Genomic DNA, 15,563 nt, shown 5'->3' on the forward strand with positions numbered 1-15,563 from the left:
TAACAGATGTTCCAATATTTTTCCCATGGCGAGAAGCTGCGTCCGCTTGTCGCTGAAGTAGAAGCAACCATTTCCGAAAGACATAGACAGATCGCAGCCCTTGTCGATACGAATCAACTCAAGGTGCTTCGTTCCTTTCAAAAGCATGAAGTAAACGAATTCCACTTTTCTCCTTCAACCGGTTATGGGTACGATGACTCTGGCCGAGCTACTCTGGAATCCATCTATGCCGATGTATTTGGCGGGGAAGCTGCGCTGGTTCGACCCCATATCATCTCGGGCACGCACGCGATCGCCATTTCGCTGTTCGGGATTTTACGTCCAGGCGATGACCTGCTTTACATGACAGGCAAACCGTACGATACCCTCGAAGAAGTCGTCGGCGTGAGGGGAGAAGGGCAAGGCTCCCTGAAGGACTACGGGATTGGCTACAGCTACGTCCCGTTGACTGCAGAGGGCGAGATTGATTTTATGGCCGTGGCAAATGCCATTACGCCGAAAACGAAAGTAATCGGTATTCAGCGCTCGCGTGGTTACGCAGATCGTCCGTCGTTTACCATTGCAAAGATTCAAGAAATGATTCGGCTGGTCAAAGAAATGAAGCCAGATGTGATCGTTTTCGTGGATAACTGCTATGGAGAATTCACGGAGGAACAAGAGCCACTCCATGTTGGTGCAGACATCATGGCAGGCTCGCTGATCAAAAATCCAGGCGGCGGTCTGGTAAAAACAGGCGGGTACATCGTTGGCCGCCAAGACCTCGTGCAGCTCGCCTCTTATAGAATGGCTGCCCCGGGCATTGGCGCTGAAGGTGGAGCTTCCCTGTATTCTTTGCTGGAAATGTTCCAAGGGTTTTTCCTGGCGCCGCATGTCGTCGGTGAGGCTTTGAAAGGCGCCGTGTTTTCATCCGCCATGCTGGAGAGATTGGGCTTCAAAACGAACCCACTCTGGCATGAACCGCGGACGGATTTGATCCAGTCCGTGGAGTTTGGCTCCGCAGAAAGACTGATTGCTTTTTGCCAAGGCATTCAGAAGGCTGCACCCGTAGATTCGCACGTCACTCCGTATCCCAGTGAAATGCCGGGATATGCTGACCCTGTGATCATGGCAGCTGGAACCTTTATTCAGGGAGCGAGCATTGAGTTCTCGGCAGATGGTCCGATTCGCCCTCCGTACCTGGGCTTTGTCCAGGGCGGGCTGACATACTCTCACGTCAAGGTGGGGATTCTGACAGCACTGAACGGATTGTTAGAAAAGGATTTGCTCGAACTGCCAACTGTAGAATAAGCCAGATCGCGATACGCCAAGCTAATTGAGTGGTGTATCGCGATTTTTGTATCTGGCGGTTTTCCGTGCGATCGATTGGCTGGAGAAATCGTTTTCAAATTTGCCATAACTTGTTGTGTAACCTTCCCTAACATCTGTTGACAGGATTTATGAACTTGCATAGAATAGGGGTAAGGAATAACAAGTGAGGAGGGACAAGTCATGAGTGATGACATTCGTCGAAATATGGCCCTCTTTCCCATTGGGATCGTCATGAAATTGACGGATCTTACTGCGAGGCAAATTCGCTATTATGAACAAAACGAGCTCATTCAGCCAGCCCGCACCGAAGGGAAACAGCGCCTTTTCTCTTTCAATGATGTGGATCGATTGCTGGAAGTGAAAGCACTGATTGAAAAAGGTTTGAACATTGCTGGAATCAAGCAAGTATTGCAGATGCAAGTGCCTATTGAGAAACCATCCGAAATTACGGTGACCTCGGAGGCGAAGCGCAAGGAAATGACGGAAAAAGACTTGCACCAGCTTTTGAAACAGCAAATCATGTATCGCAATGCTTCTCGTCACGGCGAGGATGCATTGATACGTGGGGAGCTTTCCCGCTTCTTCCACTGATATAGAGCTTTACCTAGAGACAGGAGGAGAGAAATGTGAGCAAGTACACAAGAGAAGACATTATGCGTTTGGCTCAAGAAGAAGATGTAAGGTACATCCGCCTGCAGTTTACCGACCTGATGGGGGTAATCAAAAACGTAGAAATCCCTCTGTCCCAGCTGCCTAAGGCACTCGACAACAAAATGATGTTCGACGGATCTTCCATCGAAGGTTTTGTTCGTATCGAGGAATCCGATATGTACCTGGTACCAGATCTGGATACTTGGGTCGTATTCCCTTGGGGAAACGAGCACGGTAAAATCGCTCGCCTGATCTGTGATATCTTCAATCCTGATGGTACTCCATTTGAGGGAGACCCGCGCTACATCCTGAAGCGCGCTCTGAAAGAAGCGGAAGAAATGGGCTTCAGTGCGTTTAACGTCGGCCCAGAACCTGAGTTTTTCCTGTTCAAACTGGATGAAAAAGGCGAACCAACTCTCGATCTGAATGACCAAGGTGGATACTTCGACTTTGCTCCACTCGATTCCGGTGAAAACTGCCGCCGCGATATCGTACTGACTTTGGAGAAAATGGGCTATGAAGTAGAAGCTTCTCACCATGAAGTAGCTCCAGGTCAACATGAGATCGACTTCAAATACGCAAATGCTCTGCAAGCAGCAGACCAAATCCTGACCTTCAAGCTCGTTGTAAAAACCATTGCGCAAAAGCATGGTCTGCACGCGACCTTCATGCCAAAACCTCTGTACGGGGTAGCTGGTTCCGGTATGCACGCCAACCAATCGCTCTTCCGTGGAAATCAAAACGCTTTCTACGATGAGACTGATGAAATGGGCCTGAGCCAAACCGCGAAACACTATTTGGCTGGTATTTTGAACCACGCTCGCGGATTTACTGCGATCACAAACCCGCTGGTAAACTCCTATAAGCGTCTGGTTCCAGGCTACGAAGCTCCTTGCTATGTAGCATGGTCTGCGAAAAACCGTTCTCCGTTGATTCGTATTCCAGCATCCCGTGGAATGGGTACTCGTATCGAAGTACGCAGCCCAGACCCAGCAACCAACCCATACCTCGCTCTGGCTGTTATGCTGAAAGCTGGTTTGGATGGAATCAAGAACAAGGTAGAGGTACCACCAGCGATTGACCGCAATATCTACGTGATGAACGAGCAAGAGCGCGAAGAAAACGGTATTTCTAACCTGCCTGCTACTTTGAAAGAAGCGATCGAGTGCCTGAAATCTGATCCAGTGATTTGCGAAGCGCTGGGTGAGCATGCGCTGCTGCACTTCATCGAAGCAAAAGAAATCGAGTGGGATATGTTCCGCACACGCGTCCACGCTTGGGAGCGCGAGCAGTACATGAGCACATATTAATTAGCCAAAACCCCTTGTGCCACTAGGTGCGAGGGGTTTTTCTTTTTGTTTGGCGAATTAACTCCCTCGTTACATATAGGTTAACTTTCGATAGCAGACAGCCATTTGCGATTGGCTTAGTATGAAAATGCCCATTGTAAGAGCTTGTCTTATTCGTTGGTGGAACGCCATGTGCGATGAAAGTCGCCCGCATGGTGTAGGCTCGTCCGAAAACCGTACTAGGTTAGGCGAGAATAGCGAAGATGAAGAAGCTCCTTCTTTAACAGATGACGTGGAGGTGAGCATTCGACCAGGTGGAAATGCCGTTCAGATTACGGCGAGCTTTAACGAGGACATAAAAGGATTCCGACTGCAGTACGTCAGTTTGAGCGACGGAGTGTACAATGATTTTGACATCACAGATTTGGAGGTTGGAATCGGCACGTACAAGTGGACAGAAGACGGTAACGATCACGTGACGTCAACGGTGACCAAGGACACGGAGCCGAATGGCAGATATGATATCTACAAATTCGAACGGCCAGATGGATCATTTTACGAATTATGGCTGGACAATCAGGGAATCACCATCTCCGTCATTTTCAGTACGCCATATGACCTCGATGATGAGACATTCCGCTCTTATGTCGAGATGCTGATTGCTGATCCTTCCACCCACTTGATGGTAACGGATGAGGCTGGCAATACCTCGAACGACCTGCTGCAAGAATAGGAGACGAGACATCCAAAAAGAAATTTGACAACGTATAAAAAGTATTGTAAAAATGATGTAACCAATTGAACGAACGAAATTCATTGACGAGAAAGAGTAAGCTATTTCCTTGTTCCCCAGAGAGTTGGCCATGTGCTGAAAGCCAACGTTCAAGATGTAGCCGAAAATCCTCTCCGAGAAGGAAGGCTGAAGTGTGCAAGTAAGCTGACCCGGGATCCCGCCGTTAAAAGGGACGCGTATGATGGTACGTAGTAGAGTGCTGAAAAGTCATGGCTGCCATGATCTTTTTGGAACAAGGGTGGTAACGCGAGAGTAAATCTCGTCCCTTAGGGGGCGGGATTTTTTTGTTTTTTTCGGGTCCATTCTCCATCACATTTCATTTGGGAAAGGATGGCAGTCAGATGAAAAGCGTGGATGTGAAAGAAAAAGCGAGGGTTCGTGAGCTCAGGGTCTTGAACCAATGGAGGCAGGACAATACCTTCCAAAAATCAATCGAAAATCGGGAAAGGAAACCCAGTTTTGTATTCTACGAAGGTCCGCCAACCGCCAATGGACAGCCACACATCGGTCATGTCCTTGGTCGGGTGATCAAAGATTTCATCGGTCGATATAAAACGATGGCAGGGTATCGGGTTGTCCGTAAAGCGGGCTGGGATACACATGGACTCCCCGTAGAGCTTGGGGTGGAAAAGCAGCTGGGGATTTCGGGTAAACAGGAGATCGAAAACTACGGAGTAGAGAAGTTTGTAGAAAAATGCAAGAGCAGTGTATTTGAATACGAAAGGCAATGGCGTGAACTGACAGAGGGGATTGCGTACTGGACGGATATGGATGACCCCTACATTACGCTGACCAATTCCTATATCGAGAGTGTTTGGCATATCCTGTCCGAGATCCACAAAAAGGATTTGCTGTATAAAGGACATCGCGTGAGCCCCTATTGCCCGGATTGTCAGACGACGCTAAGCTCGCATGAAGTAGCACAAGGCTATGAAGACGTGAAAGATCTGAGTGCGACAGTGAAGTTCCGCAGTAAAAAGAATAGCGACATCTTTCTTGCGTGGACGACGACACCTTGGACACTCCCCGCAAATGTGGCGTTGGCGATCAACAAAGATCTCGACTATGTACGTGTACAGAAAAATGACGAAGTGTACGTGGTAGCCAAAAATCTGGTGGAGTCTGTTCTAAAGGATGATTTCGTCATCTTGTCTACGCATAAAGGTGCAGAATTCATGGGGACTCCGTACGAACCGCCGTTTGCCTATATCCATGTGGATAAAGGCCATATCGTAGTGGCTGCAGACTACGTCAGCGATAAAAGCGGTACGGGTATTGTCCATACGGCCCCAGCTCATGGGGAAGACGATTACCGGATCACACGCCAGCATGACCTGGATTTTGTCAATGTAGTTAACCTGGCAGGCCGTTATACCGATCAAGTCACTGATTTTGCAGGACGCTTTGTCAAAGAGTGTGACGTAGACATCGTGAAAGACTTGGCTCATCGTGGCTTGTTATTTTCAAAGGAGCGCTATGAGCACAGTTACCCGTTTTGCTGGCGCTGCAAATCTCCGCTGCTTTATTACGCGATGGAGAGCTGGTTCATTAAGACGACGGCGATCAAAGAACAGCTGATCGAAAACAATCGAAAAATAGAGTGGTATCCGGGGCATTTACGGGACGGTCGATTCGGTAAATTTCTCGAGGAACTGGTAGACTGGAACATCAGTCGCAACCGCTATTGGGGAACCCCACTCAACATCTGGCTCTGTCAGGATTGCGGATGTGAGTATGCACCCGGAAGTATAGACGAACTGCGCCAGAGGGCCATCGAACCGGTCGATGAGAGCATAGAGCTGCATAAGCCTTTTGTGGATGAGGTAAAGCTGCGCTGTTCCTGCGGTGGTGCGATGGAAAGAACGCCAGAGGTCATTGATGTGTGGTTCGACAGTGGGTCGATGCCATTTGCTCAGCATCATCATCCGTTTGGCAATGAAAAGGATTTTCAGGAGCAGTATCCGGCTGACATGATTTCGGAAGGGATTGACCAGACGAGGGGATGGTTTTTCAGTCTGCTGGCGGTATCCACCCTCTACAATGGCAAGGCACCGTACAAAGCCGTCATTTCAACCGGTCATGTACTGGATGAAAACGGTCAGAAGATGTCCAAAAGCAAAGGGAATGGGATCGATCCGTGGGAAGTAATCGATGAGTTCGGTGCGGATGCGTTTCGCTGGGCACTCTTGTCAGACAGCGCGCCTTGGAGCAGCAAGCGGTTTTCCAAACGCATCGTAGCGGAGGCGAAGTCAAAGGTCATCGATACGATCCAGAACATCCACGCCTTTTATGCCATGTACGCCTTGCTGGATCAATATACTCCCGCGCCTGATCCGCAGGCAGTCACCAACGAATTGGACCACTGGGTGCTATCCCGATTGAATTCTACCTTGCTGCAGGTGGAGAAAGGTCTTGAGACGTACGATTTTATGAACCCGGCAAAAGAGATAGAAGCGTTTGTGGATGACCTGAGCAACTGGTACATCAGACGTTCCCGTGATCGTTTCTGGGGCACCGAGATGACGGAAGACAAACGATCTGCCTACCAAACCCTGCATCAAGTTCTTGTGACCCTAGCTCAGATGATTGCTCCGTACACGCCCCTGATTGCAGATGATATCTATGGCAACCTGGCAGGAGAGCAGAGCGTCCATTTGTCCGACTATCCAAAGGCGAACACGTCTGCCATCGATCCGAACCTGGAGCAGGAGATGGAAATGGCACGGCAGGTTGTCGAGCTTGCGCGAAACATCCGAAATGAAACGGGGATCAAGACGCGCCAGCCATTGGCAGAGCTTTTGCTGACCACGGAACGGGTGTTTCCGCTCGATCGCTTTGCTCCCATCATCAAAGAGGAAGTCAATGTGAAAGAGGTAAGATTGGTAACAAGCGAGGCAGGCTTTGTTTCCTATCACTTCAAGCTGAATCTAAAACAGGCAGGGAAAAAATACGGAAAGCTCGTAGCGCCGATCCAGGAATTATTGAAAGGACTGACAGATACAGAGGCTGCGCAGGTAATGGAAGAAGGAGGCGTGAACCTGACTGTAGAGGGGGAACAGGTTCGAATTCCTGTGGATGAATTGATGGTCGAAAAGCAAGGGAAGCAAGGATTTGCATCGGCTTCGGGCTATCAGCTGCAAGTCGCTTTCAATACGAAGCTTACGGAGGAGCTAAAACAAGAGGGGCTCGTCCGGGAAGTGATTCGTGTGATCCAGGATTATCGCAAGAAGCTCGACTTACCGATCGAAAAAAGGGTGTCCCTTACACTGGATGCAGATGAGCAAGTGAGAGAAGCGATCGAGCGATTCAAGCAGGTGCTTTGGAAAAGTGTATTGCTTGCTGAATTACGCTATGGGAATGAGCAGGATATGGTAGCATTCTCGTTAGGGGATTCGAGCGTACGTCTGCGTATCGAGTAGTCGAGGAAGCTATATCGAATCAAAAGCGACAAGCCGAGCTCACGCTTCTAGCGGATGAGATTGGCTTGTCGCTTTCCTGCTGCCCAGCATGCGGAACAGTTCTTCTTGAGAGTAAGTCTCTAATTCGAAGAGGGCTTGATAAGGATCAGCACCCGCGATCGCGAAGTAAAGGGCAAAGGCAGGCTCTGTCTTGATGCCTTGCTGCTTGAGCTTGCGAATCTCTTGATAAGCGTTTGGACCGCCCATTTCCAGGAGTCTCGCTTCAATAACCATGTGGCGATACGCATTTTGCTGTTCAACAGGAACAGATTGCGCAAAGATCTCAAAGAGAAAGCCTTCTGCAGAAAAACGGATAACGCTGGTAGGGACTTTGTTTACCAGGAGGCGAGTCTCGTGATATCCATCCCATTCCCCATAGAATGCACGGACACTGGCATCAAACTGCTCGAGATCGTCGCTCGTACAAATAATATCGAGGTCGCTCTCCGCAATGTCGATGTCCAAGGGAATGGTGCCGGCAAGAACGGGATCGTAGGCTTTCAGGTTCTCCATGACACGTGTTGAAGTGAGCGCATCCCAAGCAGCGCGTTGTTTGGATGTGCCTGTTTGTAAATAAGAAAGGTCACGCCAATTTTTCATGAATTGCCTCCATTTTGTATCCATCTGCACATTTTGGGTAACGATCGTAGGGAAGGGCAGTTCTTTCATTGTAGTAGGGAGCGAAACAGAGTGCAACGGAAATGAAAATCACACGTATACCTTACAGAGAGGAGTGGGAGCTGTGGATATACTGTTATGGATTGTCGTAGTAGCCTTGTTTGTACTAAGCATTGCGGGGATCTTTCTGCCGGTTTTGCCTGATACGATTCTGCTGTGGGTAGGCTTTCTGCTCTATCACTTTTTCATTGCAGATCCAGGAGCAGGACTGCCTTCATCCTTCTGGTGGGGGATGGTTGCCCTCAGCGTGCTTTTATACGGAGCGGATCTTTTAACCAACATGTACTTCGTGAAAAAATACGGGGGCTCCAAGTGGTCATCCGTAGCTGCTGTCGTGGGGATTCTAGCGGGGATCTTCCTGTTCCCTCCGTTCGGAATGATCATCTTGCCATTCGTTTTCGTCGTTCTCGTGGAGCTGTTTATTCAAAACCAAACACTGGAGAGAGCGGTTAAAGCGGGCTTTGGTTCGTTGATTGGTTTTTTGGGAAGTGCAGTCGTGAAAGTCGTTTTGCAAGTGGCGATGATCATCTGGTTTTTCATCGCGAGATAACAAAAGAAAAAAGACAGCCTCGGCTGTCTTTTTTCTTTTCTTGCGTATTAATGAATCAAGCGATAGACGCCGATGACTTTTCCCAAAATAGAGACAGCATCCAAAATGATTGGCTCCATCGTCGCGTTCTCCGGCTGGAGGCGGAAGTGATTCTTTTCTTTGAAGAAGCGTTTGACAGTAGCCTCATCTTCTTCTGTCATGGCGACAACGATATCTCCGTTGTTGGCGACATGCTGTTGACGAACGATGACGTAATCGCCGTCGAGGATCCCTGCATCGATCATACTGTTTCCGGAAACGCGCAGCATGTACACCTTGTCCGATGTAACGATATTCTCTGGCAGTGGGAAGTACTCTTCTACGTCTTCAATTGCCGTAATGGGCTGCCCGGCTGTTACTTTCCCGATAACAGGGACACGAACAACGGAATCTTCAAAATCATCTTGAAAGCGATCTTCCTCAGACAGAAGCTCAATCGCGCGAGGCTTGGTAGGGTCGCGGCGGATGAGGCCTTTCTTTTCTAGGCGAGCTAAGTGTCCGTGGACCGTAGAGCTGGAGGCAAGACCAACGGCTTCACCGATTTCACGCACGGAAGGGGGATATCCTTTATCGCGCACTTCTTTGCGGATGAAATCGATGATGGCTTGCTGTCGATTGGATAGTTTTGACATAGAAGACACCTCTATTTTCTCGAACATATTTTCCTATATTATACCATGGGATCTTGCGTTCGACAAACATAAGTTCGATTTTTTATTGACATGAACGTATGTTCCCATGTATGATGATAACAAGAAAACAGAACGTACGTTTGTAGGAGGGAATAATGATGTCTGTTATGACTGTACATAATCGATTTGCGAAAAAGGAAACGCGCCGAGCAAGGGTGGGTATTACCCGCGGACAGGCTATTATGTTTGTAGTGAGCTTCTCTCTCTTTTTTTACTTGCTGACCGAACTAGTGTTTGCTTCTGATGCGAATGCAGTCCTCCCTGTAAAGGAAGTAACCGTCCGTGAGGGAGACAGCCTGTGGAAGCTTGCGATTCGTTATCAGGAAGAGGCGCAGATGGAAGTAAATGAGCTGATTCTTGCGATCCAAGAGGTAAATGAGCTGGAGAGTGTCATCATTTATCCTGGACAGACCTTGAAGATCCCCGTTTCATCCGAGCAAGGATTGTGAAAGCTTGCCTGATCTGCTTGCGTAGTGTCCTCGTTATGGTATAATGGAGCGGCATTACTTACAGGTGGGGAGGAACCAGTAGTGGTATCTGACGCAGAAATCAAACGCATCAACGAATTGGTGAAAAAGTCCAAGGAAGTTGGGCTAACCGATGAGGAAAAACTCGAACAAAAAGCTCTTCGTCAAAAATACATCGATGCCGTAAAAATGTCGCTGCGTGCGAATTTGGACTCGATCCGTTATGTGGAAGACCTTGAAGAAAATGGACGAAAACAGTAAGATAACATGTATTGATAGCACAGACATCCTCGCTTGAAGCTGGGGTGTCTTTTTATTCCGAATTGAGGTAAAGGAGAGCGGAAAAATGACGTGGCTGGCAGTAGCGATTGGAGGAGCTGTTGGTTCAGTTATGCGTTATGGACTATCGCTATTGGCGAATCTACCAGGATGGCCACTGGGGACATGGCTTGCGAACATACTCGGATCTTGCCTGATCGGAATCCTCTCTGTTTGGGGGAAAGAAAAAGGAGGCCTTTCTCCGGAGCTCTATTTGTTGTTCACAACAGGTGTGATGGGCGGATTTACGACCTTTTCTACTTTTTCTCTGGAAGTGGTTACTTTCTGGGGAGAGGGACAAGTGATTCGTGGAATCCTTTATGTATTGCTAAGTGTTGGAGTCGGATTATTATCCTGTTTAGCAGGGATTTGGCTAGCTCGACAGTGGACGTAACGCTATTGGATGAGTCGAATGAGAGGGGGGATGGGTATGAGTACCCAGCACCGGGAATATGAACAGGAACAAAAGAAGTTGGATGATACCATCGCGATAATTGACAGTGAAATCACACAATTACGCGAGGACATTCGCGAAGCTACGGATGATTATGTCAAACAGGTCGTCAATTCAAAGAAAGCCAAAGAATTGCGCTACCTGGAAGACCATGGACGTGATAAGCCTTATTTCGGGCGTGTTGATTTCATGAAGGATGAAGTATACGAGCTGGACCAGGTCTATATCGGCAAACGGGGGATCGTCCGCGGTGACACCTTTGATTCTGTCGTCGTGGACTGGAGGGCACCGATTGCGAGTCTTTATTATTCCGGTGAGAGCAAGGAAGCCTTTTACCGGATGGGTCGAGAGATTGTGCGTGGAGAAGTCACTTTGAAACGCAATTTTGCGATGGAAGACGGCAAAATTACCGGTATCTACGATGGGGCGGTCAAAGAAACCATTCATCGGGAAATGGGAGACCCGGATGACTTCCTGCAAGAGGGATTCATCGATGAGTTTTTGGCGGCCAACCTCAATCAGGCAAACGACAGTCGTCTGAAAGATATTGTCGCGACCATTCAATCAGAACAAAATGACATTATCCGGGCAGAAAAGGAACGGCCAATTGTCGTGCAAGGGGTAGCTGGTAGCGGAAAGACAACGATTGCTTTACATAGACTTTCTTATCTCATTTACAATTATCAGGACACGATGCTTTCGAAAAAATTCATGGTGTTCGCTCCGAACCGGATGTTCCTAACCTATATATCCGACGTCCTCCCAGAGCTCGGAGTCGATGATGTCCAGCAATCAACATTCGTTGACTGGGCGGCACGGCTTGTCAAACCGCTGCTCCCGAAAGGCTGGAGAATTACTAGCCCGGATAAACCGCTACAGCTGTTCTTTGAAGATGGTCAGGATGAGCGTGAGCAGGAGCTTGCCCGAAATCGTCTACGCTTTAAAGGCTCGCTTGCATGTAGGGATGCGCTAGAACAATACATTCGCTTCGTGATTGAAACGAGGATTCCCTTTAAGAAGCTAAGCTTCCAGTATAACAAGACCAAACAGGTTTTTACGATTAGCGGGGAGTTCATCCGCCAAAGCTTTCTCGAGCAATTTGCCAATCTGCCGTATCAACGCCGGCTCGATGCATTGCGCAAGCATCTGAAGCAGGAGATGAACAAGCAGATGTTCGCCCACCTCCGCGAGCTGAAAATAGATCTAGATAAACAAGGTCTTGCGAAGTTCGAAAAAATGCTGGAGCAGATTTTGGAAACGTACATGACTTCTTTTCCGCAGCTCGATGTCTTCGCGTCGTACAAGGAGATGGTTACGGATGAAAGTCTCCTCCGGAAGCTGGTAACGGCTGAGGTAGACGATCAGGTGTTGCTGGATGTCTGCCAATCCTCTCGCAATCTGTTCGCGGATGAACGGCTCGAGGCGGAGGATATTGCTCCGTTACTGTATTTGCAGCACATTGTTGAGGGAATGAACAAGGCTGAGCATTTCGATCACACCGTTATCGACGAAGCACAGGATCTGAGTGCGTTGGAGATTGCCGTTGTGTCTTTGGCTACCAAAAATCAATCTCTCACGATCGTGGGGGATATCGCCCAAGGGATCCACTCCTATCGCGGTATTCATGCGTGGGAGGAGCTTACCCAAGGAATTTTTCAAAAGCTTCGCCCTTCCTACTACACGCTGTCGCAAAGCTATCGCTCCACGATCGAGATCATGAAGTGCGCAAACGAGGTGCTGCGCCAAATCGAGCTGCCGGAGACTGTACTCGCAAAACCGGTACTACGGCATGGAGACAAACCGATAATGGCAAGTCCAGCCACGAGAGAAAAGCTGTGGGAGGATGTTGCCAAACGAGTAGAGGAATACCGCGCTCAAGGCTTTCAAACCATTGCCATCGTGACGAAAACGATCGGAGCAAGCAAAAAAGCGCAGAAAGGCTTGCAAGGCAAAATCGAGGATATGACGCTGCTGAGCAGTAAAGATAATCAGTTTCCCGGTGGTGTCACTGTCATGCCGGCTTATTTGACAAAGGGATTGCAGTTTGATGTGGTTATCCTGTTGGATGTGGATCAATATACGAACTCGGAATGGGATGCCAAGCTGTTGTACGTAGCGATGACCCGCCCTGTTCACCGACTGGTTATGACCCACGTCGAGGGCAGTGTGCCACCGCTTTTGTGTGACATGCCCGCAGCGTTATACGATCGGGCAGAATAAGTGCAAATAAAAAATCCCCCTGCAATGTCTGTAGGGGGATTGCTGTTTTGAAGTCGTGCCGATTAATGATCGCCCGTGTTTCCTTTCGAAGGGTTCGTGATCACAAAGCCTTCTTGTGGCAGGTACAGGTAGTCCAGAATGATTCCGTCCAAGAGGGGCTCGTCTTTTTTCACAATGACATCGATTTCTTTGTCCGTTTCGATTACTTCGTCTTCTTCCGTCGGCTTGTCCAGCGCGAGACCGTAGTGCGCATGGTCACCATGTGCGTGTGTGATATAGACGCGAAGCTTCAGATCCTTGTCTTCCTCTTGGTCGATGATGGTTTTTAATTGTTTCGCTGCATTGCGCGTAATTTTCACTTTCATCGGGCAGGACTCCTAACCTTTTATGTATGTTTCCATTCCATATTAGCAAAGAGGGAATTCCCTATGCAATGTTGAAAGTTCAGTGAACAAGGAATGCAAAAGGGGAGAGAAACCATGAAAAAGATTGATTTGCGAAGTGACACTGTAACGAAACCGACCGAAGCCATGATTCGAGCGATGGCGGAAGCAGAAGTGGGAGACGATGTATACCGGGAAGATCCCACCGTCAATCGCCTGGAGGAAATCGCAGCGGAGCGTTTGGGGAAAGAAGCAGCGCTGTTTGTCACGAGCGGCACCCAAGGCAACCAGGTAGCTGTTTTGACACACTGCGTAAATGGAGACGAAGTGATCGTCGAAGCCGAATCTCATATTTTTTATTACGAAGGCGGCGCGATGTCCGCACTAGCGGGTGTCCAGACCCGGACAGTATCAGGCGTGCGCGGTGCCCTGCGAGGCGAGGACGTCGAGAAAGCGATTCGTTCGACTACCAATATTCATTTTCCACGGACAAAGCTGATCTGTCTGGAGAATACCCATAATCGCGCGGGCGGAGCAGTTGTGACCCCCGAACAAATGAAGAGCGTGTACGACGTGGCACAAAAACATGGCATTCCGGTGCATTTGGACGGGGCACGCCTGTTCAATGCGGCAGTTGCACTCGGTGTAGACGTTCAGGAATTTAGCCGGTATACCGACACGGTACAAATTTGCCTGTCAAAGGGGCTTAGTGCGCCAGTGGGTTCCATCATTGCCGGGGATCGGGCCTTTATCGAAGAAGCGAGATGGTGGAGAAAGAAATTGGGCGGGGGGCTGCGCCAAGTCGGTTATTTGGCTGCACCTGGTATCCTCGCTTTAACGGAAATGACGGATCGTTTAGTCGAAGACCACGACCGCGCCAAACAGCTCGCGGAAGGATTCAGAAATCTTTCTTTGGAAGTCGCTCCCGTCGATACGAACATCGTCCTAGTCAAAACCGACTCGATCCGCGTCCCTGCTGTTGAGTTCCTCAGGCTACTCAGCGATAGAGGGGTGTACGCCGTTGACTTTGATGAATACATGATCCGGTTTACGACGCATCGCCATATCACGGAGAATGACATCCAGTATGTGTTAGAAGTCGTGGAATCTTTGATCGCTGGTGTATCTACAGCGCAATAGCAAAAGCGGGGCAGCTCCGATCTGACCATTTGGTGAGGTTGGGGCTGTTTTGTTGTGTAAATCCGCTTAACCAAAGCAATACTATAGCTATCCAACATAGGGGAAAAGAGGGATGGACATGATATCGGCCAAAGATCGAGGACGAATTCAGGCGCAGATGCAGCGCGACGAAAGCAAGATCGTCAATATCGTATTAAGTGATGCCCAGCAGGTGGCGGGAGAAATCGAAAAAGCCACCCACGAGGGCATTTTCATGGTGGATGGCCGTTATTACGGTTATGACAGTATAAAAGAAATCAACGGGCTGTAAAGAAGCAGCCATACTACAGTTTGGGGGCAGGGAAGAAGTGGCGAAGGCTGTCCGGTAGCTCCTTTTGCCACAGCCCCCAGACGTGATTACCGGGCTTTTCCCGGTAGGACAGCTCTGCCTGCTTGGACTCTAGGAGTTGCTTGGCTTCCCGGTTCCATTGAACAAAGTCGAAGGTACCCATATGCGTTTCTACAGCGAGCTCATCCAAGCCGACCACCATCCAAATTCGCAGCCAGGACAGGCTGGGTGCATTTTGCAGCTGATCGAGGGTTGGCTGGAAGAAGGCACCGGACAAAGCCAGCACCCGCGTAAATACCTCAGGGTGATCCAAAGCGAGATGGAGAGAAACCGTGCCGCCTAAAGAGTCGCCGGCCAATATGCGTGAGGCGGGATCACGACGAACAGGATAACGCTCTTCGATAAAAGGGACGAGTTCCTCTGTAAAAAATCGTTTGTACGCAGCGTTGCGCGAGCCCACCGGCGAGTATTCGCTGGTACGCTTGCTTCGCTCGACGGAGACGCCTACGATCAGGAAGGGCTCGATGCCTTCCTCCAGAATTAACTGGTTTGCGATCGTCGCGATCCGCCCCATCGTAAAGAAGTCATTTCCATCCTGGCAATACACAACCGGATAGGAAAGCAGCTCATTATAGCCGGGCGGCAGATAGACTTTCACAGAGCGTGGAGTGTCCACATGGATGCTGGGCACTTCTTCTTTTATGATCGTTCGCTTAACATATTCGGACATGAATTCCACCACCAAAATTTACTTTTTCAAAAAGAAAGTCCTTGAAATAAACTGATACAGCTACT

At 49.1% G+C, this 15,563-nt stretch carries 16 protein-coding genes and 1 other annotated feature; of the genes, 12 read left to right on the plus strand and 4 right to left on the minus strand.

Translation table 11 applies throughout. The features are described 5' to 3' along the window. The first annotated feature begins 6 nt into the window (after positions 1-6). From EDM59_RS03530 to ileS, 5 genes are all read left to right on the plus strand, one after another. Positions 7-1,287, plus strand: coding sequence for a methionine gamma-lyase family protein (locus EDM59_RS03530; protein ID WP_122922347.1), 1,281 nt, complete (start codon positions 7-9; stop codon positions 1,285-1,287). Positions 1,288-1,488: 201 nt separating this feature from the next. Further along, on the plus strand, positions 1,489-1,899 hold the full coding sequence (locus tag EDM59_RS03535) for a MerR family transcriptional regulator (RefSeq protein WP_092266766.1): 411 nt from the start codon (positions 1,489-1,491) through the stop codon (positions 1,897-1,899). Between the two features lie 35 nt (positions 1,900-1,934). Beyond that, positions 1,935-3,269 carry a type I glutamate--ammonia ligase gene (gene glnA, locus EDM59_RS03540; RefSeq protein WP_092266767.1) on the plus strand — a complete coding sequence of 445 codons (1,335 nt, stop codon included), beginning with the start codon at positions 1,935-1,937 and terminating at the stop codon, positions 3,267-3,269. A 169-nt stretch (positions 3,270-3,438) separates the two neighbouring features. Beyond that, entirely contained in the window at positions 3,439-3,981 is a 543-nt protein-coding gene (locus tag EDM59_RS03545) for a hypothetical protein (protein ID WP_122922348.1), read from the plus strand. A 74-nt stretch (positions 3,982-4,055) separates the two neighbouring features. Next, positions 4,056-4,311: a binding site (T-box leader), on the plus strand. Between the two features lie 71 nt (positions 4,312-4,382). Then, the gene (ileS, locus tag EDM59_RS03550; RefSeq protein WP_122923357.1) at positions 4,383-7,460 is read left to right on the plus strand and encodes an isoleucine--tRNA ligase; all 3,078 of its coding nucleotides are present in this window, start codon (positions 4,383-4,385) and stop codon (positions 7,458-7,460) included. Positions 7,461-7,499: 39 nt separating this feature from the next. Here ileS and EDM59_RS03555 read toward each other — a convergent pair whose 3' ends face one another. Continuing rightward, the gene (locus EDM59_RS03555) at positions 7,500-8,099 is read right to left on the minus strand and encodes a DUF4269 domain-containing protein (RefSeq protein WP_122922349.1); all 600 of its coding nucleotides are present in this window, start codon (positions 8,097-8,099) and stop codon (positions 7,500-7,502) included. Between the two features lie 142 nt (positions 8,100-8,241). On the opposite strand from EDM59_RS03555, the gene EDM59_RS03560 reads away from it, so the two are divergent. Further along, complete coding sequence (locus EDM59_RS03560; protein WP_122923358.1) at positions 8,242-8,727, plus strand: DUF456 domain-containing protein; 486 nt, start codon at positions 8,242-8,244, stop codon at positions 8,725-8,727. 47 nt (positions 8,728-8,774) lie between these two features. Here the strand turns inward: EDM59_RS03560 and lexA are convergent, their stop codons facing one another. Continuing rightward, on the minus strand, positions 8,775-9,398 hold the full coding sequence (lexA, locus tag EDM59_RS03565) for a transcriptional repressor LexA (RefSeq protein ID WP_055747083.1): 624 nt from the start codon (positions 9,396-9,398) through the stop codon (positions 8,775-8,777). 158 nt (positions 9,399-9,556) lie between these two features. Here lexA and yneA point away from each other — a divergent pair, with 158 nt between their 5' ends. From yneA to EDM59_RS03585, 4 genes are all read left to right on the plus strand, one after another. Next, the gene (gene yneA / locus EDM59_RS03570; protein WP_122922350.1) at positions 9,557-9,907 is read left to right on the plus strand and encodes a cell division suppressor protein YneA; all 351 of its coding nucleotides are present in this window, start codon (positions 9,557-9,559) and stop codon (positions 9,905-9,907) included. 81 nt (positions 9,908-9,988) lie between these two features. Then, positions 9,989-10,186 carry a DUF896 domain-containing protein gene (locus tag EDM59_RS03575; protein WP_092266771.1) on the plus strand — a complete coding sequence of 66 codons (198 nt, stop codon included), beginning with the start codon at positions 9,989-9,991 and terminating at the stop codon, positions 10,184-10,186. 85 nt (positions 10,187-10,271) lie between these two features. Continuing rightward, positions 10,272-10,637 carry a fluoride efflux transporter CrcB gene (gene crcB, locus EDM59_RS03580; RefSeq protein ID WP_122922351.1) on the plus strand — a complete coding sequence of 122 codons (366 nt, stop codon included), beginning with the start codon at positions 10,272-10,274 and terminating at the stop codon, positions 10,635-10,637. 36 nt (positions 10,638-10,673) lie between these two features. Next, entirely contained in the window at positions 10,674-12,917 is a 2,244-nt protein-coding gene (locus tag EDM59_RS03585; RefSeq protein WP_122922352.1) for a HelD family protein, read from the plus strand. 62 nt (positions 12,918-12,979) lie between these two features. On the opposite strand, the gene EDM59_RS03590 is transcribed toward EDM59_RS03585, so the two are convergent. After that, entirely contained in the window at positions 12,980-13,282 is a 303-nt protein-coding gene (locus EDM59_RS03590; protein WP_092266774.1) for a HesB/IscA family protein, read from the minus strand. Between the two features lie 114 nt (positions 13,283-13,396). On the opposite strand from EDM59_RS03590, the gene ltaE reads away from it, so the two are divergent. Continuing rightward, positions 13,397-14,440, plus strand: coding sequence for a low-specificity L-threonine aldolase (gene ltaE, locus EDM59_RS03595; RefSeq protein WP_183192788.1), 1,044 nt, complete (start codon positions 13,397-13,399; stop codon positions 14,438-14,440). 112 nt (positions 14,441-14,552) lie between these two features. Continuing rightward, a complete protein-coding gene (locus EDM59_RS03600) occupies positions 14,553-14,750 on the plus strand; it encodes a hypothetical protein (protein WP_092266776.1) in 198 nt (65 codons plus the stop codon). A gap of 13 nt (positions 14,751-14,763) precedes the next feature. Here the strand turns inward: EDM59_RS03600 and EDM59_RS03605 are convergent, their stop codons facing one another. After that, positions 14,764-15,498 (minus strand): alpha/beta hydrolase, encoded by a 735-nt coding sequence (locus EDM59_RS03605; protein ID WP_122922354.1) that lies wholly within the window; start codon positions 15,496-15,498, stop codon positions 14,764-14,766. Between the last annotated feature and the right edge of the window lie 65 nt (positions 15,499-15,563).

This window comes from Brevibacillus nitrificans (assembly GCF_003710965.1).
In the GTDB taxonomy this organism is placed as follows: Bacteria; Bacillota; Bacilli; order Brevibacillales; family Brevibacillaceae; genus Brevibacillus; species Brevibacillus centrosporus.

Bases quoted from the DNA above. Each gene is read 5' to 3' on its own strand.
- lexA (WP_055747083.1), bottom strand. From the start codon at position 9,398: ATGTCAAAACTATCCAATCGACAGCAAGCCATCATCGATTTCATCCGC.
- EDM59_RS03600 (WP_092266776.1), top strand. From the start codon at position 14,553: ATGGACATGATATCGGCCAAAGATCGAGGACGAATTCAGGCGCAGATG.
- EDM59_RS03590 (WP_092266774.1), bottom strand. From the start codon at position 13,282: ATGAAAGTGAAAATTACGCGCAATGCAGCGAAACAATTAAAAACCATC.
- ltaE (WP_183192788.1), top strand. From the start codon at position 13,397: ATGAAAAAGATTGATTTGCGAAGTGACACTGTAACGAAACCGACCGAA.
- yneA (WP_122922350.1), top strand. From the start codon at position 9,557: ATGTCTGTTATGACTGTACATAATCGATTTGCGAAAAAGGAAACGCGC.
- EDM59_RS03555 (WP_122922349.1), bottom strand. From the start codon at position 8,099: ATGAAAAATTGGCGTGACCTTTCTTATTTACAAACAGGCACATCCAAA.
- EDM59_RS03605 (WP_122922354.1), bottom strand. From the start codon at position 15,498: ATGTCCGAATATGTTAAGCGAACGATCATAAAAGAAGAAGTGCCCAGC.
- EDM59_RS03535 (WP_092266766.1), top strand. From the start codon at position 1,489: ATGAGTGATGACATTCGTCGAAATATGGCCCTCTTTCCCATTGGGATC.
- EDM59_RS03530 (WP_122922347.1), top strand. From the start codon at position 7: ATGTTCCAATATTTTTCCCATGGCGAGAAGCTGCGTCCGCTTGTCGCT.
- EDM59_RS03545 (WP_122922348.1), top strand. From the start codon at position 3,439: ATGTGCGATGAAAGTCGCCCGCATGGTGTAGGCTCGTCCGAAAACCGT.
- crcB (WP_122922351.1), top strand. From the start codon at position 10,272: ATGACGTGGCTGGCAGTAGCGATTGGAGGAGCTGTTGGTTCAGTTATG.
- ileS (WP_122923357.1), top strand. From the start codon at position 4,383: ATGAAAAGCGTGGATGTGAAAGAAAAAGCGAGGGTTCGTGAGCTCAGG.
- EDM59_RS03585 (WP_122922352.1), top strand. From the start codon at position 10,674: ATGAGTACCCAGCACCGGGAATATGAACAGGAACAAAAGAAGTTGGAT.